The 25834-nt window shown below is 64.2% G+C and carries 20 protein-coding genes; 9 read left to right on the top strand and 11 right to left on the bottom strand.

Annotated features, from left to right (window positions below; all coding sequences use genetic code 11):
• Positions 1-5: 5 nt before the first annotated feature.
• The 3 genes from GZ092_RS11050 to GZ092_RS11040 form a co-directional block, all read right to left on the bottom strand.
• Complete coding sequence (locus GZ092_RS11050) at positions 6-1178, bottom strand: MFS transporter (RefSeq protein WP_293636440.1); 1173 nt, start codon at positions 1176-1178, stop codon at positions 6-8.
• A 27-nt stretch (positions 1179-1205) separates the two neighbouring features.
• On the bottom strand, positions 1206-1952 hold the full coding sequence (locus tag GZ092_RS11045; protein WP_293636439.1) for a 16S rRNA (uracil(1498)-N(3))-methyltransferase: 747 nt from the start codon (positions 1950-1952) through the stop codon (positions 1206-1208).
• Between the two features lie 91 nt (positions 1953-2043).
• Positions 2044-3126, bottom strand: a complete 1083-nt coding sequence (locus GZ092_RS11040; RefSeq protein ID WP_293636438.1) for a phosphotransferase — start codon at positions 3124-3126, stop codon at positions 2044-2046.
• Positions 3127-3230: 104 nt separating this feature from the next.
• Here GZ092_RS11040 and GZ092_RS11035 point away from each other — a divergent pair, with 104 nt between their 5' ends.
• From GZ092_RS11035 to GZ092_RS11025, 3 genes are read left to right on the top strand one after another with little or no spacing between them, the layout of a single operon-like run.
• The gene (locus GZ092_RS11035; protein WP_293636437.1) at positions 3231-5678 is read left to right on the top strand and encodes an LPS-assembly protein LptD; all 2448 of its coding nucleotides are present in this window, start codon (positions 3231-3233) and stop codon (positions 5676-5678) included.
• Positions 5671-7074 carry a peptidylprolyl isomerase gene (locus GZ092_RS11030; protein ID WP_293636436.1) on the top strand — a complete coding sequence of 468 codons (1404 nt, stop codon included), beginning with the start codon at positions 5671-5673 and terminating at the stop codon, positions 7072-7074. The genes GZ092_RS11035 and GZ092_RS11030 overlap by 8 nt, the downstream gene beginning before the upstream one ends.
• Positions 7071-8000, top strand: a complete 930-nt coding sequence (locus GZ092_RS11025) for an rRNA adenine dimethyltransferase family protein (protein WP_293636435.1) — start codon at positions 7071-7073, stop codon at positions 7998-8000. The genes GZ092_RS11030 and GZ092_RS11025 overlap by 4 nt, the downstream gene beginning before the upstream one ends.
• A 268-nt stretch (positions 8001-8268) precedes the next feature.
• Here GZ092_RS11025 and GZ092_RS11020 read toward each other — a convergent pair whose 3' ends face one another.
• From GZ092_RS11020 to GZ092_RS11010, 3 genes are all read right to left on the bottom strand, one after another.
• Positions 8269-8694 carry a barstar family protein gene (locus GZ092_RS11020; RefSeq protein ID WP_029527011.1) on the bottom strand — a complete coding sequence of 142 codons (426 nt, stop codon included), beginning with the start codon at positions 8692-8694 and terminating at the stop codon, positions 8269-8271.
• Positions 8695-8747: 53 nt separating this feature from the next.
• Positions 8748-9119, bottom strand: coding sequence for a ribonuclease domain-containing protein (locus GZ092_RS11015; protein WP_293636481.1), 372 nt, complete (start codon positions 9117-9119; stop codon positions 8748-8750).
• 232 nt (positions 9120-9351) lie between these two features.
• Positions 9352-11682, bottom strand: coding sequence for an NADP-dependent malic enzyme (locus GZ092_RS11010; protein ID WP_293636434.1), 2331 nt, complete (start codon positions 11680-11682; stop codon positions 9352-9354).
• 268 nt (positions 11683-11950) lie between these two features.
• Here GZ092_RS11010 and putA point away from each other — a divergent pair, with 268 nt between their 5' ends.
• Both putA and putP read left to right on the top strand, forming a co-directional pair.
• A complete protein-coding gene (gene putA / locus GZ092_RS11005; protein WP_293636433.1) occupies positions 11951-16030 on the top strand; it encodes a trifunctional transcriptional regulator/proline dehydrogenase/L-glutamate gamma-semialdehyde dehydrogenase in 4080 nt (1359 codons plus the stop codon).
• A 147-nt stretch (positions 16031-16177) separates the two neighbouring features.
• Positions 16178-17668, top strand: a complete 1491-nt coding sequence (gene putP, locus GZ092_RS11000) for a sodium/proline symporter PutP (RefSeq protein WP_293636432.1) — start codon at positions 16178-16180, stop codon at positions 17666-17668.
• Positions 17669-17900: 232 nt separating this feature from the next.
• On the opposite strand, the gene GZ092_RS10995 is transcribed toward putP, so the two are convergent.
• Both GZ092_RS10995 and GZ092_RS10990 read right to left on the bottom strand, forming a co-directional pair.
• Positions 17901-18347, bottom strand: a complete 447-nt coding sequence (locus GZ092_RS10995) for a CBS domain-containing protein (protein WP_293636431.1) — start codon at positions 18345-18347, stop codon at positions 17901-17903.
• Between the two features lie 139 nt (positions 18348-18486).
• Positions 18487-19497, bottom strand: coding sequence for a chemotaxis protein CheB (locus GZ092_RS10990; RefSeq protein ID WP_293636430.1), 1011 nt, complete (start codon positions 19495-19497; stop codon positions 18487-18489).
• Between the two features lie 255 nt (positions 19498-19752).
• On the opposite strand from GZ092_RS10990, the gene GZ092_RS10985 reads away from it, so the two are divergent.
• On the top strand, positions 19753-20103 hold the full coding sequence (locus GZ092_RS10985; protein WP_293636429.1) for a hypothetical protein: 351 nt from the start codon (positions 19753-19755) through the stop codon (positions 20101-20103).
• Positions 20100-20699: a zeta toxin family protein gene (locus GZ092_RS10980; protein ID WP_293636428.1), complete on the top strand. Its 600-nt coding sequence runs from the start codon at positions 20100-20102 to the stop codon at positions 20697-20699. Before GZ092_RS10985 ends, GZ092_RS10980 begins: the two co-directional genes overlap by 4 nt.
• Before the next feature lie 43 nt (positions 20700-20742).
• On the opposite strand, the gene GZ092_RS10975 is transcribed toward GZ092_RS10980, so the two are convergent.
• Genes GZ092_RS10975 through murU form a run of 3 tightly spaced genes read right to left on the bottom strand, consistent with a single transcriptional unit; the run spans position 20743 to position 23360 of the window.
• On the bottom strand, positions 20743-21135 hold the full coding sequence (locus GZ092_RS10975) for a glutathione S-transferase N-terminal domain-containing protein (protein ID WP_293636427.1): 393 nt from the start codon (positions 21133-21135) through the stop codon (positions 20743-20745).
• A gap of 47 nt (positions 21136-21182) precedes the next feature.
• The gene (locus tag GZ092_RS10970; RefSeq protein WP_293636426.1) at positions 21183-22595 is read right to left on the bottom strand and encodes an aminopeptidase P N-terminal domain-containing protein; all 1413 of its coding nucleotides are present in this window, start codon (positions 22593-22595) and stop codon (positions 21183-21185) included.
• Between the two features lie 33 nt (positions 22596-22628).
• Complete coding sequence (murU, locus tag GZ092_RS10965) at positions 22629-23360, bottom strand: N-acetylmuramate alpha-1-phosphate uridylyltransferase MurU (RefSeq protein ID WP_293636425.1); 732 nt, start codon at positions 23358-23360, stop codon at positions 22629-22631.
• 200 nt (positions 23361-23560) lie between these two features.
• On the opposite strand from murU, the gene tkt reads away from it, so the two are divergent.
• Both tkt and GZ092_RS10955 read left to right on the top strand, forming a co-directional pair.
• Positions 23561-25618 carry a transketolase gene (gene tkt, locus GZ092_RS10960; protein WP_293636424.1) on the top strand — a complete coding sequence of 686 codons (2058 nt, stop codon included), beginning with the start codon at positions 23561-23563 and terminating at the stop codon, positions 25616-25618.
• A 116-nt stretch (positions 25619-25734) separates the two neighbouring features.
• Positions 25735-25834, top strand: a 100-nt coding sequence (locus GZ092_RS10955) for a glyceraldehyde 3-phosphate dehydrogenase NAD-binding domain-containing protein (protein WP_293636480.1), incomplete at its 3' end; no start/stop codon positions are given.

The raw sequence follows: 25834 nt of genomic DNA, 5'->3' as shown, positions 1-25834 counted from the left end.
ACGCCTTAAACCCTGTGCGGCCTGCGCTGCGACACGGCCAGCCAGCCCAGCGCCAGCCCGGTCAGGCTTAGGGGCAGCAACGAGCCAACATTGAGCAGCGTCCAGCCCTGCGTGGTCACCAGCACGCCCGACGCCAGCGACGACACCGCCAGCACGGCAAACACGCAAAAATTCAGCGCGCCTTGCGCCTTGTCCTTTTCTTCCGGCCGATAGGCTGTCAACGCCAGCGTGGTCGCGCCGGTGAACAGGAAGTTCCAGCCCAGGCCGAGCAAAAACAGCGCCGCCAGAAATTGTTTGAACTCGACGCCTGACAGCGCGATCAGCACGCAGGCGATGTTCAGCGCCAGCCCGGTTGCCATGACGGGCAGCGTGCCAAAGCGCTTGATCAAATGGCCGGTGAAAAAGCCAGGTGCGAACATGCCGATCACATGCCATTCCAGCACCCACGCCACGTCGGAAAACGGCAGGCCGCAGACCTGCATGGCAATCGGCGTGGCGGCCATCAGGAGGTTCATCACGCCGTAGCCCAGCGCACCGGCGCTGGCGGCGACGATGAACACCGGCTGGCGCATGATGACGCCCAGCGGCCGGCCGCCGCTGCTGGCGCCGCTTCGTGCCGGCGCGGCCGGAAAGTCGATGAAGGCCAGCAGGCCCATCGCCAGCAGCGCCACGCCGGCCAGCGCCAGGTAGGCGCCGGCAAACGGCACGGCGGTCAGGCTGCGTGTGGCGGATGCCAGATTGGGCCCCGCCACCGCGCCGATCAGGCCGCCGGCCATCACCAGCGAAATCGCCTTTTCGCGAAACGCCGGCAGTGCCAGTTCGGCAGCGGCAAAGCGGTAGAGCTGCGCATTGGCGTTGTAGTAGCCGGCCACCAGCGTGGCCGCCACCAGCAGCCAGAAGTTCCGGCTGTAGGCCGCGTAGCAGCACAGCAGGGCCGACGCCAGGCCGACGAGCAGCCCAAGCTGGAACGAGGCCTTGCGGCCAAAGCGGCGCTGGGTGTGCGCCACCAGCCCGGTGGACAGCGCACCGCCGACCACATAGGCCATCACCGGCAGCGTGGCCATCCAGCCCAGCGGCGCCAGGCTCAGGCCGACCAGGCCATTGATGGCGATGAAGGTGACGTTGTTGGTCAGGAACAGGCCCTGACAAATCGTCAGCAGCCAGAGGTTGCGGTTCATGCGTTTCAGTCCAGGTTTGGCAGGGGTTCAGTCGAGATTCAACAGCGACAGGCAGGCCAGCGGCGCGGTCTCGGCGCGCAGCACGCGCGGCCCCAGCGTGACCGGGCTGAAGCCGCAGGCGATGGCAGCGGCTTCCTCGTCCCGGCTCAGCCCGCCCTCGGGGCCGTTCAGGAAGGTCAGCGCGCTGCCTGGCGGGGTGCTGGCGATGGCCTGTAGCAGCGGGCCGCTCCCGTCCTGCAGCGACAGCAGCAGCCGCATGCCGGGCTCGGCGGGCAGGGCGGCGGTCTTTTTCAGCCAGTCGGAAAGTGTCACCACGTCATGCACGCGCAGCAGGCGGTTGCGGCCGCATTGTTCGCTGGCGGCCATCGCAATGCCTTGCCAGTGCGCGACTTTCTTGTCGGCGCGCTCGGCTTTCAGGCGCAGCACGCTGCGCTCGCTCATCACCGGCTGGATGCTGGCGGCGCCGAGTTCTGTGGCTTTTTCAATCAGCCAGTCCATGCGGTCGTTGGCCGGCATGCCGACCACCAGGTGAATGGCGCGGCGGGCCTCGCGCGCCGTGGCGGTGAAAGCGCCGATGGTGACATCCACATCGCTGCGGCCCATGCGCTCGACCGTGGCGTCGAATTCGCCCTCCGCATCGCCCCGCCCATTAAACAAGGTGATGTGTCCGCCGGGCTGCAGGCGCAGCACCTGCACATGGCGCGCGGTCTGCTCGGGCAGCGTGACGCTCTGGCCGGGAACGAGCGCGATGTCGGCGTAAAAACGGGCGCTCATGGCGTGCGAGCCAATGGGGAATTAGCCTGTTTAACTATCAAATCAATAGCTGACAGCACCCGTCCAGAATGCGCAAAAGGCATTTTTTGCATCAAAACGTGTACCCCACGCGGGTTTCATTCCCCTCAATCTCGTCGAGCAACACCATCAGCGGCCCGAGCTGGCGGTACCGGGCGCAGGTGGCGCGGGCGTACTTGATGAAGCGCGGTGTATCGGCCAGGTATTTCGGCTTGCCGTCGCGCAGACTCAAACGCGCAAAAATGCCCAGCACCTTGAGGTGACGCTGCAGGCCCATCCATTCGACCGCGCGGTAGAACTCGCCGAAATCGTCGCCGACCGGCAAGCCCGCCTTGCGCGCCTTTTGCCAGTAGCGCACGGTGATGTCGAGCACGAATTCCTCTTCCCAGCTCAGGAACGCGTCGCGCATCAGGCTGGCGATGTCATAGGTGACCGGGCCATAGACCGCGTCCTGGAAGTCAAGCACGCCGAGGTCGCCGTTGGCATCGACCATCAGGTTGCGCGGCATGAAGTCGCGGTGAACGTAGACGCGCGCGCCGTCCAGCGAATCGAGGTTGCTGGCCTTGATCTGCGCAAACAGCGAATCAAACTTGCCCATCAAGCTCGCATCCAGCGCAAAACCCCGGTGCTTGCCGACATACCACTCGGGAAACAGCGCCAGTTCGCGCGACAGCAACGCATCGTCGTAAGGCGGCAGCACGCCGGGTTTGGACGCGAGCTGCCACTGCACCAGCACGTCCACCGCCTGCATGTAAAGCTCGAAGTGCGCTGGCGTTGCCTCGATGCGGGCATCGACGGCGGCGGGCGGCGCGATCACGTCCATCATGGTCTGCGCGCCCAGGTCGCTCAGCAGCATGAAGCCCAGCGGTGCATCCCAGGCCAGCACGCGCGGCGCCTTAAGGCCGGCGTCCGCCATCAGGCCGGCGACCTTGACGAAAGGCGCGCAGTCTTCTTGCGCTGGCGGCGCGTCCATGATGATGAAGCTCTGGCCGCCCGCCGCGTCCACGCGGAAATAGCGCCGGAAGCTGGCATCGGCCGACGCCAGGCGGACGGTCTCTGGCTGCAAGCCGTGCTGCGGCGCGACGGCGGTCAGCCACTGGGAAAAAGCGCTGGCGCGCGCGGGGTCAAGCCAGTCGGGGAGAAGGGAAGCGGTCATGTTTTCAAAGCCCTTGGTCGGTGCAGCAAGCCGGCGCGGGCCGGGGCAGGAGGGTCATGGATAATCAGTCCTGATTTTACAAACGGGTTTATCTCATACAAACGATGCGCCACGCATCCCGCCCCTTCTTTATTCTTTCCCCGGTGGCCCACGCGGTCTCCCGGCTGGCGATGCTCGCCACGCTGGGGCTGGCCGTCGCTGGACCTGGTCATGCGCAGGCGCCTGCCGTGGTAGCCAACGGCACCGCGCCGTCCGCGCCGCTGACGCTCCAAAGCTCGCCCCTGCTGGCCGAGGACGTTTCCAAAGCGCCCGGGGACGAGGGGCCGACCTTCGTCTTTGGCGACACCATTTCGGGTCGTCCGGACCTGGAAACGGTAATCGAGGGCAACGCCGAACTGCGCCGTGGCGCCACCTCGATGCGCGCCGACCGGATCGAGTACTACCAGCCCGACGACCAGCTCAAGAGCACGGGCAATGTGCGCATCAACAATGCCGGCAACCGCTTTGAAGGCCCCGAGTTGCAGCTCAAGCTCGACCGTTTCGAAGGCTTTTTCACCACGCCGCGCTACCGCTTTCTGCAAAACGGCGGCAACGGCCAGGCCGAGCGCGTCGATTTCATCGACGACAAGCACTTCAGCGCGCACCGCGCCACCTACACCACGTGCGAGCGTGACAACGAGGAAAGCTGGAAGCCGGCCTGGGAAATGACCGCGACCCGGGTGGACTTTGACCTGGACCGCGAGGTCGGCGTGGCCACCGGCGCGGTCGTGCGTTTCAAGCAGGTGCCGATCCTGGCCTTCCCCAAGGTCAGCTTTCCGCTCAGCGACAAGCGCAAATCTGGCTTCCTGCCGCCCACGCTGGGCCTGGATTCTCTCAACGGCTTCGAAGTCCGCCAGCCGTATTACTTTGACATCGCGCCCAACCGGGATGCGACTTTTTCGCCCGCCATCATGACCAAGCGCGGCGTCGATCTGGCTGGCGAGTTCCGCTACCTGGAGCCGACCTACAGCGGCCAGCTGCGCGCCAATGTCCTGCCAGGCGACAAGCTGCGCGGGCGCGACCGCTGGTCGTATTCGCTGCAGCACATCGGCGCCATCGACACCGGCGTTTCGGCCATTGGCGGCGTGGGGCTGAACCTGAACCTGAACAAGGTCAGCGACAACGACTACTGGCGTGATTTTCCGGTGGCCACCGGCCAGGTCACGCAGCGGCTGCTGACGCAGGACGCCATCCTGAGCTGGAACAAGGGTTATTTTTCCTCGTCGGTGCGGGCGCTGAAGTGGCAGACGCTGCAGGATGTCAACTCGCCGATCATCCCGCCGTATGACCGCCTGCCGCAACTGACCGCGGCCTACACCCGCGTCGACGCCCCGCTGCTGGGGATGGGCAGTGGTTTTGACTGGTCCGCCGAGGCCGACTTCACCCGGTTTTCTGCCGACCAGAACCTGACGAAGCAGCCCAATGGCAACCGGGCCTTCAGCCGGCTGCAGGTCAGCCGTCCGTGGCTGGCGCCCTGGGGTTATGTCACGCCCAAGGTGCAGCTGCATGCGACCAGCTACCAGTTTGAATCGCCGCTGGCCAACGGCGCCACGTCGGCCACGCGCGTCGTGCCGACCTTCAGCCTGGACAGCGGTCTGACGTTCGAGCGCGATGCCAGCTATTTTGGCCGCAGCTTCACCCAGACGCTGGAGCCGCGCGCCTTCTATGTGCGAACGCCTTACCGCGACCAGAGTTTTCTGCCGAACTACGACTCGGGCGCCAACAGCTTCAACTTTGCCACCGTCTTCACCGAAAACGCTTTTGTCGGCAACGACCGCATCTCTGACGCCAATTTGCTCACGCTGGGCCTGACCTCGCGCCTGCTGGACCCGGCCACGGGCGCCGAGGCTGTGCGCCTGGGCGTGGCGCAGCGCCTGCGCTTTGACGACCAGCGCGTCAGCCTGCCAGCCATTGGCACGACGCCGGTGCCCGGCGCGTTGCCGGTGACCGACCGCGTCAGCGACCTGCTGGTCGGCGCGTCGGTCAACTGGGTGCCGCAGTGGACGTTCGACAGCACGGTCCAGTACAACCCCAAGATCAGGGAATCGGAACTGGCGTCCATCGGCGTGCGTTACAACCCCGGCAACTACCGCACCGTCAGCGCCGCCTTTCGCCGCCAGCGCAACATCAGCGAGCAGATTGACGTCGGCTGGCAGTGGCCGATCAACGACCTGTGGGGCGACAAGGGCCAGGACCTGGGCGCCGGACGCGGCCAGGGCGGCGGGCGCTACTACAGCGTGGGCCGGCTGAACTACAGCACGCTGGAGAAAAAGCTGGTCGATGCGGTGGTCGGCATTGAATACGATGGCTGCTGCTGGATTGGCCGCGTCGTGCTGCAGCGCTCGCAAAACAGCACGGCGACCTCCAGCACACGCATCTTGTTCCAGCTTGAAATGGTGGGTTTTTCGCGCATCGGCGCCAGTCCGCTCGAAACACTCAAAAGCAACGTGCCACGCTACCAGAACCTGCGTGACAAAATCAGCCCTCCCAGCCGCTTTACCACTTATGACTAAACACCGCTTTCCCTCTGTCCGGCCGCTGTCCGGCGCGCTGGTGCTTCTGCTGGCGCTGCCTTTGGGCGCCGTGCACGCCCAGATTGCCCGGCCCTCGGCCACGCCGCGCCTGGTGGTGCCTGCACCGCCGGCGGCCAGCACGGCGCCGCGCGCAGGCGCCCAGCGCCAGGCCGACTTCATCGTGGTCGTGGTCAATTCCGAGCCGATCACCAACAACGAAGTGCGCGCCAAGCTGCTGCGCACCGAGCAGATGCTCAAGCAGCAGGGTACCGCCGTGCCGCCGCGCAACGAGCTGCTGCCGCAGCTGATCGAACGCATGATCAGCGACAAGGCGCAATTGCAGGCGGCCCAGGCCTCGGGCCTGAAGATTGACGACAACGCCGTCGAGGGCGCGGTCCAGACGGTGGCCCGGCAGAACCAGATCACGGTGGACGAGCTGCGTTTGCGGCTGAAGGCCGACGGCATCGACTATGACCAGTTCCGCTCCGAGATCCGGGACGAACTGCTGATCAGCCGCCTGCGCCAGCGCGAAGTCAAGGTGGACGTCAGCGAGTCCGACATCGACGCCTACCTGCGCGACCAGCAGGGTCAGCCGGGTGCGGCCAGCGCAGCGCCGGCGGCGCTCAACCTGGCTGAAATTCTGGTGGCGGTGCCTGAAAACGCCACGCCCGACCAGGTCGCCAGCCTGCAGGCGAAGGCCCAGCAGGTGCTGGACCGCGCCCGCGCCGGCGCCGACTTCGCCGCGCTGGCGGCCGAGGTCTCGGCGTCGGCGTCGCGCGGCAACGGCGGCCAGATGGGCCTGCGCAGCGCTGACCGCTACCCGCCGCTGTTTGTCGAGGCGACGCAAAGCCTGCGCGCCGGCGGCCTGGCCGGTCCGGTGCGCAGCGCCGCTGGCTTTCACATCCTGAAGGTGATCGAGAAACGCCAGGGCGGCCTGCCTGACGCCATGGTTGCGCAAACCCGTGCCCGCCACATCCTGCTGCGGCTGACACCCCAGCTGACCGAAGCGGCCGCCATCGAGAAACTTGCCGGCTTCAAAAAACGCATCGTGGCCGGCCAGGCCGACTTTGCGGCGCTGGCGCGCGAGAACAGCCAGGATGGCTCGGCCAAGCAGGGCGGCGACTTGGGCTGGGCACCTGCCGGCGCCTTTGTTCCGGAATTTGAAAAGGTCATGAATGCGCTGGCGCCCAACCAGGTGTCCGACCCGCTGGTGTCGCGCTTTGGCGTTCACCTGCTGCAGGTGCTGGAACGCCGCGAGGTGCCGGTGTCGCCGCGTGACCAGCGCGAGATGGTGCGCGGCATGCTGCGCGAGAAAAAGCAGGAGGAAGCGCTGGTGCGCTGGGCAGAGGACATTCGCGGGCGTGCCTACGTGGAATTCCGCGAGCAGCCGCAATGAAGCACATTGCGCGAAAGCGCTTCGGCCAGCATTTCCTGACCGACCGGCTGATCATCGAAGGCATCGTTGACGCGATTGCGCCCTTGCCCGGCCAGCCGATGGTCGAGATCGGCCCCGGCCTGGCGGCGATGACGCGGCCGCTGGTGGCGCGGCTTGGCCACCTGACAGTGATCGAGCTGGACCGCGACCTGGCGCACCAGCTGCGTTCCAATCCCCAGCTGACCGTCATCGAATCCGATGTGCTGCGGGTCGATTTCAGGCAGCTGGCGGAGCAGGTGGGCTTGGTCAGAGATAAAGCGGGCAAAGTGGGGGCATTTCCCCTGCCAGCCGGGGCCGTGGAACCGGCTTTGCCGGGCCACAGGCGCAACGCCCCCTCGGGGGGCAGCGAACCACGCGAAGCGGGGAGCGTGGGGGCTCTTAAATTGCGTGTTGTTGGAAACCTGCCGTACAACATCTCCACGCCCATCCTTTTTCACCTGCTCGATGCGGTCGATGTGATCGAGGACCAGCATTTCATGCTGCAAAAGGAAGTCATCGACCGCATGGTGGCCATGCCCTCGACCAGTGACTATGGCCGGCTGAGCGTCATGCTGCAGTGGCGCTACGCCATGGAAAACGTGCTGCACGTTCCGCCGCAGAGCTTCGACCCGCCGCCGCGTGTGGACAGCGCCATCGTGCGCATGGTGCCGCATGCCGAGCCGGTGCAGCTCGACGTCAAGCTGCTCAGCGAACTGGTGCGGGTGGCGTTCAGCCAGCGGCGCAAGCTGCTGCGCCATACACTGGGGAAGTGGCTGGAGCAAAAAGAGTTTGCCGGTGACTTTGATGTCAAGCGACGCGCCGAAGAAGTGCCGGTGGCCGAGTACCTGGCGCTGACGCAGCAGGTCAAGGCTGGTACGGCCCAGGCTGAGGACACTGGCTCACTATAAAAATAGTAGCTATCCTTTCCCGCCAGACAAGCGGAAAAGACTGATTTCAGTCACAAAAAAACCCGCAGGATGCGGGTTTTTTTGTTTTCAGCCTGAACCGTGGTTCAGGCCGCTGCAAGCCAGTAGCTTGCATTGAAAGGACTGCTCATGCGCAGCGCCAGCGGCGATACGTCGAGAAGTTTGTCGGTCGGCATCGGTTCATCACCGTCTAGCGCGACTTGCTGGGCCTGATTAGCCCGATCCCCTTGGCCAATGTCCGGGGAGCGGGCTACAGAAAAGAATAGAAGCACCGGAACGGTATCTTGCGATCCGCCCAGTAGTCGGCTGCATCCCTGAAGATGTCCAGCAGTTGCTCGCGCGCTTCCTTGTCGAACTTGGCGTGCGCGGGAATCTGCTCCAGCACGACGATGAAGCCGGGCTGCGGCCCTGACTTGTGGACCAGATCGGTCATGCAGTCGTACAGGGCATCGAAGTTCTTGCCGAAATGCGCCGGAAAGGTGTACTGGGCCGCGATCATGTCCAGAATGTCCTGCTTGCTCTGGGCGTTGCCCAGGTTGGCATACAGGAAATGCTGGTTCAGCTTCGTGGCAGCTTCCTGCAACTCGGGCACGCGGAAGGCGCGTATGGACTGCACAATGTTGGGCCGAATGCCCTTCAAAGGTGTTTCGTCGTCCTTACGAAGTGGTGTATCCATCTCCGTTTCTCTTTCTCTTAGGTCTAAAGTCAAAATAACAACCACAGTCCTGGTTAATGAACGATTTTGCGAAAACTCGCATAGTGATCGTCGGTGTAAAAACAGGCATCGGGTGCCGCAGCTTGCAAACCGCCACATACGATGCGTCGTGCTCCGCGGCTGCGCTCTCCAGGTGTCCTGACGGTATATTCACGGTAGTAAGCGCGAACATTTGCGGGAAGCAGCCGTTCCCGGTTGCCAAACACCACGCCGTCCTTGTCATGCCTGAAAGGTCCGCCTTGGTAAATCAGCGTCAGCATGTTGCGCCCCTGGGGAGGCAACTGGGCAAGCGCAACGGTGTCGGCAACTGCCGGCGAGGATGTGTTTCTGGCATGGGCCGTGCCGCAGGGCAAAACCAACAGGCCGACTGAAACCGCCAGCAGCATCGTCAAGCCAGCTTGACGCCAGCGTTCGGACCAATCCCTCCGCAATATCCGCATGAAAAATACCTTTCTTGAATCCAGCGTTAACCTGGGAAGCTTCCGGGTTAACCCTTAAATTTCAAGAGGAGTAGTTTGCCGCATGCCGAAACAAAAGGCAAGCGAATGCTGAAATTTTAGGCATGAAAAAGAGGGCTATAAAGCCCTCTGAAGTCACTGTCGCCTGGAAAGTACTGGCTTATCGCGCGGCGTTGGCGTCAGCCACCGTGAGGGCCGTCATGTTGACGATCCGGCGCACCGTGGCCGTGGGCGTCAGGATATGCATCGGCTTGTTGGCGCCCAGCAGCACAGGGCCGATGGCAATGTTGCCGCCGGCGGCGGTCTTGAGCAGGTTGTAGGAAATATTGGCTGCATCGATATTGGGCAGCACCAGCAGGTTGGCTTCGCCGCTCAGCGTGCTGTTGGGCATGATGAGCTTGCGGGCGCCGGCGTCCAGTGCCACGTCGCCATGCATTTCGCCATCGACTTCGAGCCACGGCGTCTGCTCGCGCAGCAGCTCCAGCGTGCGGCGCATTTTCAGCGCGCTCGGGTGGTTGGACGAGCCGAAATTCGAATGCGACAGCAGGGCAGCCTTGGGTTTGATGCCGAAACGCATCATTTCCTCGGCCGCCATGGTGGTGATTTCCGCCAGCTGCTCGGCCGTCGGGTCGTAGTTGACGTGGGTGTCGAGCAGGAACACCTGACGGCCCGGAAGCATCAGGCCGTTCATGCAGGCATAGGTATTGACGCCCTGGCGTTTGCCGATCACCTGGTCCAGATAGGCCAGGTGATGCGCCGTCGTGCCCCAGGTGCCGCAGATCAGGCCATCAACATCGCCCTTGTTCAGCAGCATGCCGGCAATCAGGGTGAGCCGGCGGCGCATCTCGATCTTTGCCATCTGTACCGTCACGCCGCTGCGCTCGGTCAGGCGGTGGTAGGTCTGCCAGAAGTCGCGGTAGCGGTGATCCTGCTCGACATTGACAACGTCGTAATCCAGCTCTTCCTTCAGGCGCAGGCCGAACTTTTCGATGCGCTGGGCAATGATCGCCGGGCGGCCAATCAGCGTCGGGCGGGCCAGGTTTTCGTCCACCACGATCTGGCAGGCGCGCAGCACGCGCTCTTCCTCGCCCTCGGCATAGGCAATCCGCTTGCGGCTGGCCGCCTTGGCGGCGGTGAAGATCGGCTTCATGATGGTGCCGGAGGCATACACAAAGCTTTGCAGCCGCTCGCGGTACAGGTTCATGTCCTGGACCGGCCGCAATGCGACGCCGCTGTCGGCTGCAGCCTGAGCCACCGCCGGCGCAATTTTCATCATCAGGCGCGGGTCGAAGGGCTTGGGAATCAGGTATTCCGGGCCGAAGGTCAGCTTTTCGCCAGCATAGGCCGCCGCCACCACTTCACTTTGTTCCGCCTGCGCCAGCTCGGCAATCGCATGCACGGCAGCAATTTCCATTTCCAGCGTGATGGTCGATGCACCGGCGTCCAGCGCGCCGCGAAATATGTAGGGGAAGCACAGGACATTGTTGACCTGGTTCGGGTAATCGGCGCGGCCGGTGGCGATGATGGCGTCATCACGCACTGATTTGACGTCTTCGGGCGATATCTCCGGGTTCGGATTGGCCAGCGCAAAAATGATGGGCCGCGCGGCCATCTTCGCGACCATGGCTTTTTTAAGCACGCCGCCGGCCGACAACCCCAGAAAGATGTCCGCACCTTCAATGATGTCACCCAGTGAACGGGCCGAAGTGGCTTGCGCAAACTGGATCTTGTCTTCGTCCATCAGTTCGGTGCGGCCTTCATAGACCACACCAGCCAGATCGGTCACGTAAATGTTCTCGCGCGGAATGCCGAGCTTGAGCAGCAGCTTCAGGCAGGCCAGCGCGGCAGCGCCTGCGCCCGAGGTCACGAGCTTGACCTTTTTCGGGTCCTTTCCAGCCACCTTCAGGGCATTCAAAATGGCCGCTCCGACGGTGATGGCGGTGCCGTGCTGGTCGTCGTGAAAGACCGGAATCTTCATGCGCTTGCGCAGTTCGCGCTCGACATAAAAGCAGTCGGGCGCCTTGATGTCTTCCAGGTTGACGGCGCCGAAGGTGGGCTCCAGCGAGGCAATGATCTCGACCAGCCTGGCCGGATCTTTTTCGTCGATTTCAATATCGAATACATCGATGCCGGCGAACTTCTTGAACAGCACGCCCTTGCCTTCCATCACCGGCTTGGACGCCAGCGGGCCGATGTCGCCCAGGCCCAGCACGGCAGTGCCGTTGGTGATGACGGCCACCAGGTTGCCCCGGCTGGTGTACTTGAAGGCGGCGTTCGGGTCCTTGACGATTTCTTCACAGGGCGCCGCCACGCCGGGCGAGTAGGCCAGCGACAGGTCGCGCTGGTTGGTCAGCTGCTTGGTGGGGGCGATGGCAATCTTGCCGGGGGTGGGAAATTCGTGGTATTCGAGTGCGGCGCGGTACAGTTCGGCGCGTTTTTCGTTGCGCTCCGTTTCAAGGTCTTGGGGCGTCGCAGCGGATGGGGTGAGCATTGAGAAGGTCTCCAGCTAAAACGGTCAGTGCGGCCGTCAACTTTTTTTGTACGGTCTGCGATTGTAGGCCGCACAAATCACAGCACCAGCATGGAAAGCTGCAGTCCAGGGCGGGGCGCTTTTGACTTTTTCGCACAGATGAACACCTCCCGGGTCAGGCCTTTCACGCCATTTCAGATGTGCAGGATAAGAGGGTTAACCCGTATTCCGTTTGGGTTGCACCTTGCATAAAATTGGTTGCACTTACTTTGCAAAAAAGGTGCAACCCATGTCTACAGTCACACTCGGCCTCAAGGTTGACGAAACGCTTAGAACCCGCATCCGGGAGGCCGCCGCCCAGCAGGGCCGCGCACCGCACTGGCTGATCAAGCAAGCTGTCCTGCAATATGTCGAAAACATGGAGCGGGGGTTGTCACCTGCGGGTGCAACTTCAGGTGCAACCGGTCTGGCCGAAATGGTTGAAGCCGAAGACCTCGACGAGCTGGCGCTGCCGGCCAGCCCGGCACATTCTGCCCAGCCCTTCCTCGACTGGGCGCAAAACGTGTTGCCGCAGACCGACCTGCGCGCCGCGATCACCGCCGCCTGGCACCGGCCCGAGGAGGAATGCCTGCCGCTGCTGGTGCAACTGGCGCACACCGCTGATGCCACGCAGCGCGCCGCCATCGAATCGGTCGCCACGCGGCTGGTGGAAGGCCTGCGCGGCAAGAAGGACACCGGCGGCGTTGAAGCGCTGGTGCAGGAGTTTTCGCTCTCCAGCCAGGAAGGCGTGGCGCTGATGTGCCTGGCCGAGGCGCTGCTGCGCATTCCCGACAATGCCACGCGCGACGCACTGATTCGCGACAAGATCAGCCGGGGCGACTGGCATGCGCACCTGGGCAACTCACCGTCGATGTTTGTCAACGCCGCCGTCTGGGGCCTGATGCTGACCGGCAAGCTGACCTCGACCAGCAGCGAAAAAAGCCTGGCCTCGTCCTTGACCCGCTTGATCGGCAAGGGCGGCGAGCCGTTGATCCGCCAGGGCGTGCACCGAGCCATGAAGCTCATGGGCGAGCAGTTCGTCACCGGCCAGACCATTTCCGAAGCACTGGCCAACAGCCGCGCACTGGAAAAAGCCGGCTTTCGCTATTCCTACGACATGCTGGGCGAAGCCGCCATCACCGAGCAGGACGCCGAGCGCTACCTGGCGTCCTACGAGCAGGCGATCCACGCCATCGGCAAGGCGTCGCACGGGCGCGGCATCCATGAAGGGCCGGGCATTTCGGTCAAGCTGTCGGCGCTGCACCCGCGCTACAGCCGCGCCCAGCGCGACCGCGTGATGGGCGAGTTGCTGCCGCGCCTGCTTCAACTGGCGTTGCTGGCGCGCCAATACGACATCGGCCTGAACATCGACGCCGAGGAGGCCGACCGGCTGGAGTTGTCGCTCGACCTGCTGGAAAGCCTGTGCTTCGAGCCGTCGCTCAAGGGCTGGAACGGCATCGGTTTTGTGGTGCAGGCTTACCTGAAGCGCTGCCCCTACGTGATCGACCATCTGATCGACCTGGGGCGCCGGAGCAGCCACCGGCTGATGATCCGGCTGGTCAAGGGCGCCTACTGGGACAGCGAGATCAAGCGCGCCCAGCTCGATGGGCTGGACGGCTACCCTGTGTACACCCGCAAGGTGCACACCGACGTGTCGTATCTGGCCTGCGCGCGCAAGCTGCTGGCCGCGCCCGATGCAGTCTATCCGCAGTTCGCCACCCACAACGCGCAGACCGTGGCCAGCATTTACCACATGGCCGGCAACAACTACTACAGCGGCCAGTATGAATTCCAGTGCCTGCACGGCATGGGCGAGCCGCTGTACGACCAGGTCACGGGCAGCGTGGCCGACGGCAAGCTGGCGCGGCCGTGCCGCATTTACGCGCCGGTCGGCACGCACGAAACCTTGCTGGCCTACCTGGTACGCCGTCTGCTGGAAAACGGCGCCAACACCTCGTTCGTCAACCGCATTGGCGACGCCAACGTGCCAGTGGCCGAACTGGTGGTGGACCCGGTGGCTGAAGTGCGGCAGATCGAGCATCACACCGGCCGTCTGGGCGCGCCGCACCCGAAGATTCCATTGCCGCGCCAGATGTTTGCCGACCTGGGCACGCAGTCGCGCCTGAACTCGTCCGGCCTGAATTTGGCAAACGAGCAGCAACTGGCGTCACTCTCTGCCGGCCTGTTGCGCAGCACGCAAGGCATTTATACCGCTAGCGCAGGTGGAGCGGGCGTGAGCAGCTTCTTTATTGATAGCGCCGCTGCCGATGGCTGGCAACCGGTGCTGAACCCGGCTGATACGCGCGACCAAGTCGGCTGGGTGCGTCCGGCCACATCGCAGGATGTCGAGCAAGCCGTCAGCCGCGCTGCCCGCGCCGCGCAAATCTGGCATGGCACGCCGCCGCAAGAGCGCGCCGCCTGCCTAACACGCGCCGCCGATCTGCTGGAGCAGCGCACGCAAAGCGTGCTCGGGCTGATCGTGCGCGAAGCCGGCAAGTCGCTACCCAACGCGATTGCCGAAGTGCGCGAGGCGGTGGATTTCCTGCGTTACTACGCCGCCCAGGTCGCCGCCACCTTCGACAACCACACGCACCGCCCGCTGGGCGTGGTGCTGTGCATCAGCCCGTGGAACTTCCCGCTGGCGATTTTTGCTGGCCAGGTCGCCGCCGCGCTGGCCAGCGGCAACTGCGCGCTGGCCAAACCGGCCGAGCAGACGCCACTGGTAGCCGATGTGATGGTCAAAATTTTGCATGAAGCCGGTGTACCGGTCGATGCGGTGCAGCTGGTGCCCGGCACGGGCGACACCGTGGGCGCGGCGCTGGTGGCGCACCGCCAGGTGGCCGGCGTGATGTTCACCGGCTCGACCGAGGTGTCGCGGCTGATTGCGCAGACGCTGGCCCAACGCCTGAGCCCGCAGGGTCACCCGATTGCGCTGATTGCCGAAACCGGCGGCCAGAACGCGCTGGTGGCCGACTCGTCGGCGCTGGCCGAGCAACTGGTGGGCGACGTGCTGTCATCGGCTTTCGATTCGGCCGGCCAGCGCTGTTCGGCATTGCGTCTTTTGTGCCTGCAGGAAGACGGCGCCGAGCGCGTGGTCGACATGGTCAAGCACGCGATGCGCGAATGGGTCATGGGCAACCCGGACCGCATGCACACCGATGTCGGCCCGGTGATTGACGAGGACGCCCGCGCCCAGATCGAGCAGCACATTGCGCAGATGCAGGCCGAAGGCCAGCCCGTGACGCGCATGGGGCGCGACGAAAGCGCGGCCCAGGGCCATTTCGTGATGCCTGCGCTGATCGAGATCGACAGCATCGAGCGCCTGAAGCGCGAAGTCTTCGGCCCGGTGCTGCATGTGCTGCGCTACCGCCGCGACCAGTTGGGCAAGGTGCTTGATGCGCTCAACGCCACCGGCTACGGCCTGACCTTCGGCGTGCACAGCCGCATCGATGAAACCATTGCCCAGGTGACGCAAAAAGTGCAGGCCGGCAACATCTACGTCAACCGCAACGTGATTGGTGCGGTGGTCGGCGTGCAGCCTTTCGGCGGCATGGGACTGTCAGGCACCGGCCCCAAGGCGGGCGGCCCGCTGTATCTTTATCGCTTGCTGCAGGCTGGCCCGGCGCAGGGCAACCAGGCGCTGGCCGCGCTGCCGGCGATGCCGGTGAGCCGCAGCGCTGCGCCGGTTGCCGTGCCAAATCCGGCCGACCTGCCGGCCTTGCGGGCCTTGCAAATCCTGGGCGAAGCCCTGAAAGGCCCGGCATTTTTAGCGCTCGACGGCTGGCAGAACAGCGGTGACGCGGCCCGTGCCGAAACCGCCTGCAACGCCTACCGCGCCAGCAGCGTGCTGGGTCAGTGGTTCACCTTGCCCGGCCCGACCGGGGAGTCGAACCGTTACCGGCTGCTGCCGCGCGGCGCCGTCTGGGCCGTGCCGCAAACCGCGCTGGGCCTGGTGCAGCAGGTTGCCGCCGCTCTGGCCAGCGGCAACCCGTGCTGGCTGGAAACACCTGCGGCCGATAGCCCCGTGGCGCTGGCACTGGCCGCGCTGCCAGCCGAGGTGAAGGCCTTTGTCCAGACCCGAAGCGCCGGGCAATTGATGGGTGAAACGCAGTTGAGCGCCCTGGTGTTCGAGGGCGACGGCGATGCCTTGCAGGCCTTGTTGCCGCGCATTGCCGAGCACCCTGGCGCCATCGTCCGGGTTGAAAACCTGACGTCGGCGCAACTGGCCACTGGCGCCGTGTACGACGTGAGCGCGCTGATGCATGAGCAAAGCATCAGCACCAACACGGCCGCCGCCGGCGGCAACGCGCAACTCATGACCATGGGCTGAGCGCTGACTTCGCCCAGTAACTTTATTTCAGCGCTTTTTCTCCACGACTGCCACCCTGCTACCTCGGGGTGCGCCGACGCAATCTGCCTACCGGCAGGGACCGCGCCTATCTTTTGACACGTCACATCCCACTTTGAGGAGACATTCATGAACTTCACCGATCCCACTTTGGTCACCTTTGGCATCTACCTGTTTGCCATGCTGTTCATCGGCTTTCTGGGCTACCGCGGCACCGACAACCTGGACGACTACATTTTGGGCGGCCGCAGCCTGGGCAGCTTTGTCACTGCGCTTTCGGCCGGTGCGTCCGACATGAGCGGCTGGCTGCTCATGGGCCTGCCCGGCGCGATTTATTTGTCGGGTCTGAGCGAAGCCTGGATTGGTGTGGGCCTGGTCATGGGCGCCTACCTGAACTGGCGTTTTGTAGCGGCGCGGCTGCGGCTGTACACCGAACGGGCCGGCAATGCGCTGACGCTGCCCGACTACTTCGCCAACCGCTTCGAGGACAAGGCCAACCTGCTGCGCATTTTGACGACCGTGGTGATCCTGGTGTTCTTCACGGTTTATTGCGCCTCGGGCGTGGTGGCGGGCGCAAGGCTGTTCGAGAACATGTTCGGCCTGCCTTACCAGACTGCGCTGTGGGTGGGCGCTGCCTGCACCATCGCCTATGTGTTCATCGGCGGCTTTCTGGCCGTGAGCTGGACCGACACCATCCAGGCATCCTTGATGATCACCGCGCTGATCGTGGCGCCCGTGGTGGCCTACTTCGCCGTCACCGGCGGCCTGCAGCCTGCGCAGACCGTTGCCGACCTGATGGAGCCGGCCAAGCTCGACATGATGCGCGGTGCTTCCTTCGTCGGCATCGTCTCGTTGCTGGCCTGGGGGTTGGGTTACTTTGGCCAGCCGCACATCCTGGTGCGTTTCATGGCAGCTGAATCGGTGACGACCATTCCGGCCGCGCGCCGCATCAGCATGACCTGGATGATCCTGTGCCTGGCCGGCGCGGTAGCGGTCGGCTTTATTGGCATTCCGTACTTCCTGGCGCATCCCGAAGGTGCGACGGCCGTCAACGCCAATTCCGAAACTGTGTTCATCGAGCTGGCCAAGCAGCTGTTCAACCCGTGGGTCGCCGGCGTGCTGCTGGCCGCCATCCTGGGCGCGGTGATGAGCACGCTGTCGTGCCAGCTGCTGGTCTGCTCCAGCGCGCTGACCGAAGACATCTACCGCACCTTCCTGCGCAAGAACGCCGGCCAGACCGAACTGGTGTGGGTCGGCCGGGCCATGGTGATGGTCATTTCCCTGGTCGCCATCGGCATCGCCAGCGACCCCGAAGCCAAGGTACTGGGCATGGTCAGCTACGCCTGGGCGGGTTTTGGCGCAGCCTTCGGCCCGGTCATCATCCTGTCGCTTTTCTGGTCGCGCATGACGCGCAATGGCGCGCTGACCGGCATTCTGGTCGGCGCCGTGACGGTGGTGGTCTGGAAGCAGAACGGCTGGTTCGGCCTGTACGAGATCGTTCCCGGCTTCATCCTGGCCTGGCTCGCCACCGTGGTGGTCAGCCGCCTGGGCCAGCCTTCGGCCACCATGCTGAAGAACCACCAGGCAGTGGAAACCGAAATGAGCAAGGCCTTCGCCTGAAGGCCGACGGCCTCATGACGAGGCCGATGACAGCTGGGGCCGTCCAGTCGAGACGGCCCCAGCCCGGGATGACCAAGGAGGCTTGGATCACAGCGACACCTGTTATTGCGCGTTAACCTGAAAAGCGACCCGAGCAGTTGCGCTTTTTACGGTAAATGCGGTTTTTCCGCTGACTGCGCGGACATATCCAGCTATATTTTTAAGAGCAAAACCCGGTGCCTTCTGCGGCGGATCAGGCGCTCGTGCGGTCCGGTTCGGCGGGCGATGAGATGTCCCCCAGCGAGTTGGCCACCTCCACGTCGCCGTTCGGGCCTTTGGCGGCAATGTCGCCGAGCGACACAATGCCGATCAGCCGGTTTTGTTCGTCAACCACCGGCATGCGGCGAATCTGGCTCATGCCCATCGTTCCGAGAACGTCGTCCAGGTCGTCGTCTTCCCGGACGGTGCGCACATGGTGGCTCATCACCTCGGCCAGCGTTGCCGTTGCGGCGTCGAGTCCCTGGGCCACGCCGCGCACCACAATGTCGCGGTCCGTCACCATGCCGACCAGCTGGTCGCCGTCGCACACAGGTATCACGCCCACGTTCAACTCTTCCATGGCCTGGGCGGCCAGCACGACGCTGTCGGTCGGGCGCAGTCTGCGCGGTTCACGGGTCATGACGTCGGAAACAGTGCTCATCGAAAGACTCCTTGCATTGCTCGGCGGGTTGCCGGGACTGGCAGCCAGCTTATTCGGTCGGCCTGCCTGGCTCTATCGTCCGCCGCGCAAGCTGGCGTAGGACGGCAACGCGCCCGGCCGGCGGGCACCTCAGCCGATACTAGGCGCCAGGCACATGCTTGATCAGCCTGCGAACCGCGCTGCACAAGTCGGCTATCGCGTCGGCCTCACGCAGCGCATCTTGTGCGTTTTTCGGACTGACAGCGTGCTGGGCCTGCGCCAGCCGCCGCAGGACGGCTTGCTTTTCCTGCAACACCCGCAGGCTGGTACACAGGGCCGCGTCCGACGCTACTTCCTGCAGATGCGCCAGGCTGCGCAGGCTGAAGGCATGGCCGTTATGGCAGCGCAAGCGTACCGGGCGCTTGTCGTCCAGCTCGAACAGCACGCCGCCGCATTCGGGGCAGGTAAAGGGTGTCGGGCTGGCGATGGCCATCAGGTTTTCCATGCCCTTGTGTCCAGTGCTGACCGCATGCTCACGCCCAAGCGCGTCGGGTGCATAGGGTGGTTCGGGTGTGGCGATGGCGTCGCCCCGCGTTGCCGGACGACTGGCCAGCTTGTACAGCAGCGGCGCCAGCGCCACCAGCGGCACCACATGGTCCGCATCGACGCAGGCCAGTGCGCTCCGGGGCATGCTGGGCGCGTGCGCATCGGCCGGGTCCTGCACCACGGCCGTGCCGCCGCAGTCCTTGATGGCGCGCAGTCCGGCGCTGCCATCGTCGAGCATGCCGGTCAGCAGCACCCCGATGGCGCGCGGTCCGTAGTCCAGCGCCGCCGAGCGAAACAGCGGATCGATGGCCGGCCGCGCATGGTGTTCCTTGGGGCCGCGCGACAGCCGGATGACCGGGCCGTCAAGCAGCATGTGCTGGTCCGGCGGGGCGATGTGGATGGTGCCGGGCCGGGGCACGTCGCCATCGGACGCAGCGACCGCCGCGTTCGGGCCGCGCGCGCTCACCAGCTTCCAGAGTTCACTGGGGTGCGCGCCTATGTGCTGCACAAACAAAATGGGTGCCGGAAAGTCGCGCGGCAGGGCAGGAGCGAGTTCAAGGATTGCACTCACGCCCCCTGCCGAGGCGCCCATGACAATGACCGGTTCGGGTGGGGAAGGGCTCATGGCAATGCTCGTGGTGTTCAAAGGGATACGCATTGCCAATATGAACGAGCCCGGTGCATGAATGTGTGGGTTTTCAGCGCTTGGCGGCGTAGGTTTTCATCATGGGCCCGGCAAATCTGCCCGGTAGCTGCCATGGAGCGGCTTTGCCTTTACCTTTGCCTGGTCTGGATTTCGCCAGCTGGCGGGTAATGGCAGGCATCTCTTTCTTGTTAATCGCTCCTGTTTGGCGCAAAATGCGCCAAACAGGAGCAATTCATGGCATCACCTTCTAACGGTTTTTCATCGGTCAAGCTTCCCGCCGCCCTGGTGCAGCAAGCGCGCGAGGCGGCCCGGCCCTTGCGCCGCTCGGTCGCCGGCCAGGTCGAGTACTGGGCCACGCTGGGACGCATCGTCGAGCATTCCGGCCTGACGACGCAGGAAGCGCAAGCGGCGATCGAGGGCTATGAGGCGGCGGACAGGGAAGTGCGCAAAAAAGCGCCGGATTCGCTGGAAGCGCTCAAGCTGCGGGTGCTTGCGGCCAGTGGCAATGGGGTTTTGCAAGCCAATATCCGCAACGTGGTTGAAGAAAACCGCCAGCAGGCTGCCGTGCAGCGCGCAGCTGCTTGAGCCCGCCCATTTTTCATCTTCTGGCCGGGCCGAATGGCGCCGGCAAATCCACGCTTTACCGTGCCTTGGCAGCCAGCGGCGCTATTGAAAGCCAGCTGGAATTTGTCAATGCCGACCTGCACGAAAGAGACTGCCTGCAGCATGTTCCTGACCTGCAGAAGCGTTCCGAAGCCGCACGCGAATGGGCCGACGCGCGGCGGCAGACGCTACTTGATGCCAAGGTCGGGTTTGTCAGCGAAACGGTTTTCTCGCATCCCTCAAAACTGAGCCTCATCCGCCACGCGCAGTCGCTGGGTTACCAGGTGGTTGTGTATGTGGTTTCCCTGGACGATCCGCAGCGCCTGCTGGCTCGCGTCAGCCAGCGCGTCAGGGAAGGCGGCCATAACGTTCCGGCCAGCCGCATCCTGGGACGCTATCCGCGCACCATGGACCATCTTGGGCAGGCGGTGCGTATCGCCGATCTGGCTTTTCTCTACGATGCTGCCGAGGTCGAGCAGGGTGCGCACAGATTGGTGGCGTTGTGCGAAAAGGCGCGGACGACTTTGCTGGTGGAGGAGTTGCCGCTCTGGGCGGCGGCGATGCTGGCTGCGAAGTGACCTTTTTTACCTGCGGCAGTTTCACAACTCGCCCTGACCGCCCTCAGGCCGCCACAAACCGCTCCCGCAAATACGCAATGATCTTGTCCGAGTCATAGAGCCACTGGCTTTTGCCGGCCTTGTCGGTGATCTTCAGGCACGGCACCTTGGCCTGGCCGCCGCCCTTGAGCAAGGCCTGCCGGTCCGGGCCGGCGTGCTGCGCGTCGATCCGCTGGATGTTCAGCGACAGGCGGCTCATTTCCTGCCGGACCTTGCTGCAGAACGGGCAGGTCTTGTACTGGTACAGCGTCAGCGACTTGCATTGCCGGTTGACCTTGTCCTGCGCGGCCTGGACGCGCACCACGCCCCTGGGCCGGGTGAGCGTTTCCTTGAGCAGCACCACCGGACCGAGGACGACGCGCACGGTTTTAAAGAAGTATCGGATAAAAGTTTTCATGGCCAATTTTAGGGCGTGCGCCGCCCCGGCATGGCGACAGGCGCAGGTCAGCCGCGCATCAGGGCCTCGATCTCGCCCGCCTTCACCGGCACGCCGCGCGTCATCAGCTCGCAGCCCTGGGGCGTGACCAGCGCGTCGTCCTCGATGCGGATGCCGATGTCCCAGAATTTTTTCGGCACGCCCTTGGCTGGCCGCACGTACAGGCCGGGCTCGATGGTCAGCACCATGCCGGGCTTGAGGAGGCGCGAAGGCTTGCGCATGACCATCTGGCCGAGCGCGTCTTTTTCAGGCTGGGGCTGGCTGCCGGGCTCGGTGTAGTCACCGCAGTCATGCACGTCCATGCCCATCCAGTGGCCGGTGCGGTGCATGTAGAACTGGCGGTAGGCGCCCGATTCGAGCACGTCGTCGACGCTGCCGTGCTTGGCTTTGGCCAGCAGACCGGTGTCCAGCATGCCTTCGATGAGCACGCGCGTGGCAGCGTTGTGCGGGTCGATGAAGCGCTGGCCCGGCCGTGTCACGGCAATCGCGGCTTCCTGCGACGCCTGAACAATGTCGTAGAGGATGCGCTGCGCCGGGGTGAATTTTCCATCGGCTGGAAAGGTGCGCGTGATGTCGCTGGCATAGCCTTCGAGTTCGCAGCCGGCGTCGATCAGGCACAGCTGGCCGGCTTTCAGTTCGGCGTTGCCGGCGCGGTAGTGCAGCACGCAGGCGTTGGCGCCGGCGGCAACGATGCTGGTGTAGGCCGGAAATTCGGAACCGTGGCGCCGGAATTCGTGCAGCAGTTCGGCTTCGAGGTGGTATTCGCGCAGGCCTCCTTTCACGCCGGCACGCAGCATGGCTGCCGAAGTCTGCATGGCGCGCACATGGGCGCCGGCCGAGATGGCGCCGGCGCGCCGCAAAATGGCAATTTCATGCGCGTCCTTGACCAGCCGCATCTCGTCGAGCAGCCGGCACAGGTCGTGCTGGCTTTGCGGGCATTCGGCGCCCAGGCGCACACGGGCGCGCACCTTGTTCAGCCAGCCATCGACCTGGGTTTCCAGGCCCTTGTGCGTGGCGAAGGGAAACCACACAGCGTTCTGGTTGGCGAGCAGCTCGGGCATTTTCTCGTCCAGCATGTCCGCGCTGAAAGCTGCATCGACACCGAGTTGCGCGGGCGCGGCTTCGGGGCCCAGACGAATGCCGTCCCAGATCTCGCGCTCCAGGTCCTTGGGTCGGCAAAACAGCGTGCTCTTGATGGCTTTGCCATTGGCTTCGATGACCAGCCAGGCGCCGGGTTCGCTGAAACCGGTCAGGTAGTAAAAATAGCTGTCGTGGCGATAGGGAAAGTCGCTGTCGCGGTTGCGCGGCATCTCGGGCGCCGTCGGCAGCAGGGCGACGCCGCCGCCGGCCTTGATCAGGGCGCGGCCCATGGCGGCGCGGCGTTTGGCGTAGACGGCAGAAGGATTCAACAGGGTGCTCATGGGACAGGATGCTTTCAGTTCGAACAAATTAATTCAGGTGGGTTGGTTCAACTCGGCCAGCCGCGCCGGCGTGCCGACATCGGTCCAGGCGCCGGCATAAATCTCGGCGCTGACCTGCTGGCGGTCCATCGCCGCGCGCAGCAGTGGCGCCAGCGCGACCGCCAGCCCTTGAGAGTTGCCGAAGGGCAGGCTGTCGAACAACTCGCGCCGGTACAGGCCGATGGTGCTGTAGGTGTAGCGCGGCGCTGCATCGCCGGCCGGCAGGTTGAGCGCCTGGCCGTCTGCGTCCAGGCCAAAATCGCCGCGCGGGTTGTGCGGCGGATTGGGCACCAGCCACAGGTGGGCCAGCTTGTCGCCGGCCATGAAGCGGCTGACGGCTTGTGGCGAGAATTCAAAACCGGGCACGAACACATCGGCGGCCAGCAGCCAGAACACGTCGCCCAGCAGCGGCAGTGCGCGCGCAATGCCGCCGGCCGTCTCCAGCGCGTAGCCGAAATCATCACCTTCGTGTGAGTAGAAAAAAGATAGCTGCTCGTGCCCGCTGGTAGTGCGCAAAAGGCCTAAATGATTTGAAATTTTCTCGCCCAGCCAGGCGGTGTTGACGACCAGTTCGTGAAAGCCGCCGCGCGCCAGCGCCAGCACATGCCAGTCGATCAGCGCCTTGCCCGCTACCTGCAGCAGCGGCTTGGGGCAGGTGTCGGTCAGCGGGCGCATGCGCTCACCGCGCCCGGCAGCCAGGATCATGGCCGGAATCGGCGGGCTCATCTGCACCGCCCGAATGGCCGGTGGACGCGGCAGAAGGAAAGGCTTGCGCAGAAGGGCTTGGTTTGCATGAACACGACTTTAGGGCATTTGCCGCTGCCATTGTTGCGGCACTGCAGAAAGCGCCGGCAGGGGGATGCAGCGCATCGGCCGTTAAAATGCCGGATTACCTTGACGATCGAACTTTCCGGAGCTAAAGCCTGATGGCCAAAAACGAAATGATGGCAAATGCGATCCGCGCACTTGCAATGGACGCCGTACAACAAGCCAACTCGGGTCACCCCGGCGCCCCCATGGGCATGGCCGACATGGCCGTGGCGCTCTGGGGCGACCACCTCAGGCACAACCCCGCCAACCCGCACTGGATGAACCGCGACCGCTTCGTGCTGAGCAACGGCCATGCGTCGATGCTGATCTATTCGGTGCTGCACCTGACCGGCTACGACCTGCCGATCAGCGAGTTGAAAAACTTCCGCCAGTTTGGCTCCAAAACCCCCGGCCATCCCGAAGTGGACGTGACGCCCGGCATCGAGACCACCACCGGCCCGCTCGGCCAGGGCCTGAGCAATGCCGTCGGCATGGCGCTGTCTGAAAAGCTGCTGGCCAGCGAATTCAACCGTTCCAAGGGCAAGACCGACCTGACCATCGTCGACCACCACACCTTCGTCTTCATGGGCGACGGCTGCCTGATGGAAGGCATCAGCCACGAAGCCATCGCACTGGCCGGCGCCTGGAAGCTGAACAAGCTGATCGCCCTGTACGACGACAACGGCATTTCCATCGACGGCCAGGTCGCGCCCTGGTTCATCGACAACACGCCAATGCGTTTTGCCGCCTGCGGCTGGAACGTGATTGATGCGGTGGACGGTCATGACTCTGCCGCCGTATCGGCCGCCATTGCCGGTGCCAAAAGCAGCATCGACAAGCCCACGCTGATCGTCTGCAAAACGCACATCGGCAAGGGCTCGCCCAACCGCGCCAACACCTCCAAAGCCCACGGCGAGCCGCTGGGCGCCGAGGAAATCGGCCTGACCCGCACCGCCATCAACTGGCCGCACACTGCATTTGATGTGCCCAAGGAAACCTACGCGGCCTGGGACGCCAAGGCCAGGGGCGGCAAGCTCGAAGCCGCCTGGGACAAGAAGTTCGCCGCCTACACCAAGGCCCATCCCGAACTGGCGGCTGAATTCGTTCGCCGCATGCAGGGCGAGTTGCCAAAAAGCTTCTCGCAACTGGCCGTAGACACTGTTGTCGGCGCGCACACCAAGGCCGAAACCGTGGCGTCGCGCAAGGCGTCGCAGCTGGCTCTCGAATCGTTCACCGCCGGCCTGCCCGAACTGCTGGGCGGCTCGGCCGACCTGACCGGCTCCAACCTGACCAACACCAAGGCAACGCCTGCGCTGCGCTTTGACGCCAACGGCGATGTGGTGAAAACCGAAGCGGCCAACGGCAGCCTGGTTGGCGGCCGCCACATCAACTACGGCGTGCGCGAATTCGGCATGGCCGCGATCATGAACGGCGTGGCGCTGCATGGCGGCTTCATTCCCTACGGCGGCACGTTTTTGACGTTCAGCGACTACTCGCGCAACGCCATCCGCATGGCTGCGCTGATGAAGCTGCGCGTGATTCACGTCTTCACACATGACTCCATCGGCCTGGGCGAAGATGGCCCGACGCACCAGTCCATTGAACACGCCGCCAGCCTGCGCCTGATTCCGAACCTCGATGTCTGGCGTCCAGGCGACACCGCCGAGACCGCCGTGGCCTGGGCCGTGGCGCTGGAAAACAAGACACGGCCGACGGCCTTGCTGCTGAGCCGCCAGAACCTGCCGTATGCGCCCAAAGACGACGTCGGCCAGATCAGCAAGGGCGCTTACGTGCTGGCCGAGCCGGCAGAAGTCGGCCTGAACAAAAAGGCCCAGGCCGTCATCATTGCCACCGGCTCCGAAGTGCAGCTGGCGCTCAAGGCGCAGGAAATGCTTGCTACGCAAAAGATAGCTGTGCGCGTGGTTTCCATGCCGAGCACGACCACCTTTGACCGCCAGGACGCGGCCTACAAGTCAAAAATCCTGCCTGAAGGCATTCCGCGCATCGCCGTGGAAATGGGCGTGACCGACGGCTGGTGGAAATACGGCTGCGCCGCCGTCATCGGCATCGACACCTTCGGCGAGTCGGCACCGGCCGGCGTGCTGTTCAAGCATTTCGGCTTCACACCCGAAAATGTGGTGGCGACCGTGCGCAAGGTGCTGCGCAAAAAGTAAGGACTGGTGCCACGAACCAGGCGCCAGGCAGGCAACCCGTTCACCCTTGACCTTGCGCAAACCACGAGGTCCAGTCTGAGCGGATCATCATGAGTTAACTTCAGGAGCTAAAGAGAATGACGATCAAGATGGGTATCAACGGCTTCGGCCGCATTGGCCGCAACGTGTTGCGCGCCGCCGTTCAGAACTTCAGCGACATCGAGATCGTCGCCATCA

This window comes from Polaromonas sp., from assembly GCF_010365105.1.
Lineage (GTDB): Bacteria > Pseudomonadota > Gammaproteobacteria > Burkholderiales > Burkholderiaceae_C > Polaromonas.
The sequence above is the reverse complement of the archived record's forward strand: the minus strand, read 5'-3'. Positions and strand labels throughout refer to the sequence as shown.

Bases quoted from the DNA above. Each gene is read 5' to 3' on its own strand.
- GZ092_RS11050 (WP_293636440.1), bottom strand. From the start codon at position 1,178: ATGAACCGCAACCTCTGGCTGCTGACGATTTGTCAGGGCCTGTTCCTG.
- GZ092_RS11045 (WP_293636439.1), bottom strand. From the start codon at position 1,952: ATGAGCGCCCGTTTTTACGCCGACATCGCGCTCGTTCCCGGCCAGAGC.
- GZ092_RS11040 (WP_293636438.1), bottom strand. From the start codon at position 3,126: ATGACCGCTTCCCTTCTCCCCGACTGGCTTGACCCCGCGCGCGCCAGC.
- GZ092_RS11035 (WP_293636437.1), top strand. From the start codon at position 3,231: ATGCGCCACGCATCCCGCCCCTTCTTTATTCTTTCCCCGGTGGCCCAC.
- GZ092_RS11030 (WP_293636436.1), top strand. From the start codon at position 5,671: ATGACTAAACACCGCTTTCCCTCTGTCCGGCCGCTGTCCGGCGCGCTG.
- GZ092_RS11025 (WP_293636435.1), top strand. From the start codon at position 7,071: ATGAAGCACATTGCGCGAAAGCGCTTCGGCCAGCATTTCCTGACCGAC.
- GZ092_RS11020 (WP_029527011.1), bottom strand. From the start codon at position 8,694: ATGGATACACCACTTCGTAAGGACGACGAAACACCTTTGAAGGGCATT.
- GZ092_RS11015 (WP_293636481.1), bottom strand. From the start codon at position 9,119: ATGCTGCTGGCGGTTTCAGTCGGCCTGTTGGTTTTGCCCTGCGGCACG.
- GZ092_RS11010 (WP_293636434.1), bottom strand. From the start codon at position 11,682: ATGCTCACCCCATCCGCTGCGACGCCCCAAGACCTTGAAACGGAGCGC.
- putA (WP_293636433.1), top strand. From the start codon at position 11,951: ATGTCTACAGTCACACTCGGCCTCAAGGTTGACGAAACGCTTAGAACC.
- putP (WP_293636432.1), top strand. From the start codon at position 16,178: ATGAACTTCACCGATCCCACTTTGGTCACCTTTGGCATCTACCTGTTT.
- GZ092_RS10995 (WP_293636431.1), bottom strand. From the start codon at position 18,347: ATGAGCACTGTTTCCGACGTCATGACCCGTGAACCGCGCAGACTGCGC.
- GZ092_RS10990 (WP_293636430.1), bottom strand. From the start codon at position 19,497: ATGAGCCCTTCCCCACCCGAACCGGTCATTGTCATGGGCGCCTCGGCA.
- GZ092_RS10985 (WP_293636429.1), top strand. From the start codon at position 19,753: ATGGCATCACCTTCTAACGGTTTTTCATCGGTCAAGCTTCCCGCCGCC.
- GZ092_RS10975 (WP_293636427.1), bottom strand. From the start codon at position 21,135: ATGAAAACTTTTATCCGATACTTCTTTAAAACCGTGCGCGTCGTCCTC.
- GZ092_RS10970 (WP_293636426.1), bottom strand. From the start codon at position 22,595: ATGAGCACCCTGTTGAATCCTTCTGCCGTCTACGCCAAACGCCGCGCC.
- murU (WP_293636425.1), bottom strand. From the start codon at position 23,360: ATGAGCCCGCCGATTCCGGCCATGATCCTGGCTGCCGGGCGCGGTGAG.
- tkt (WP_293636424.1), top strand. From the start codon at position 23,561: ATGGCCAAAAACGAAATGATGGCAAATGCGATCCGCGCACTTGCAATG.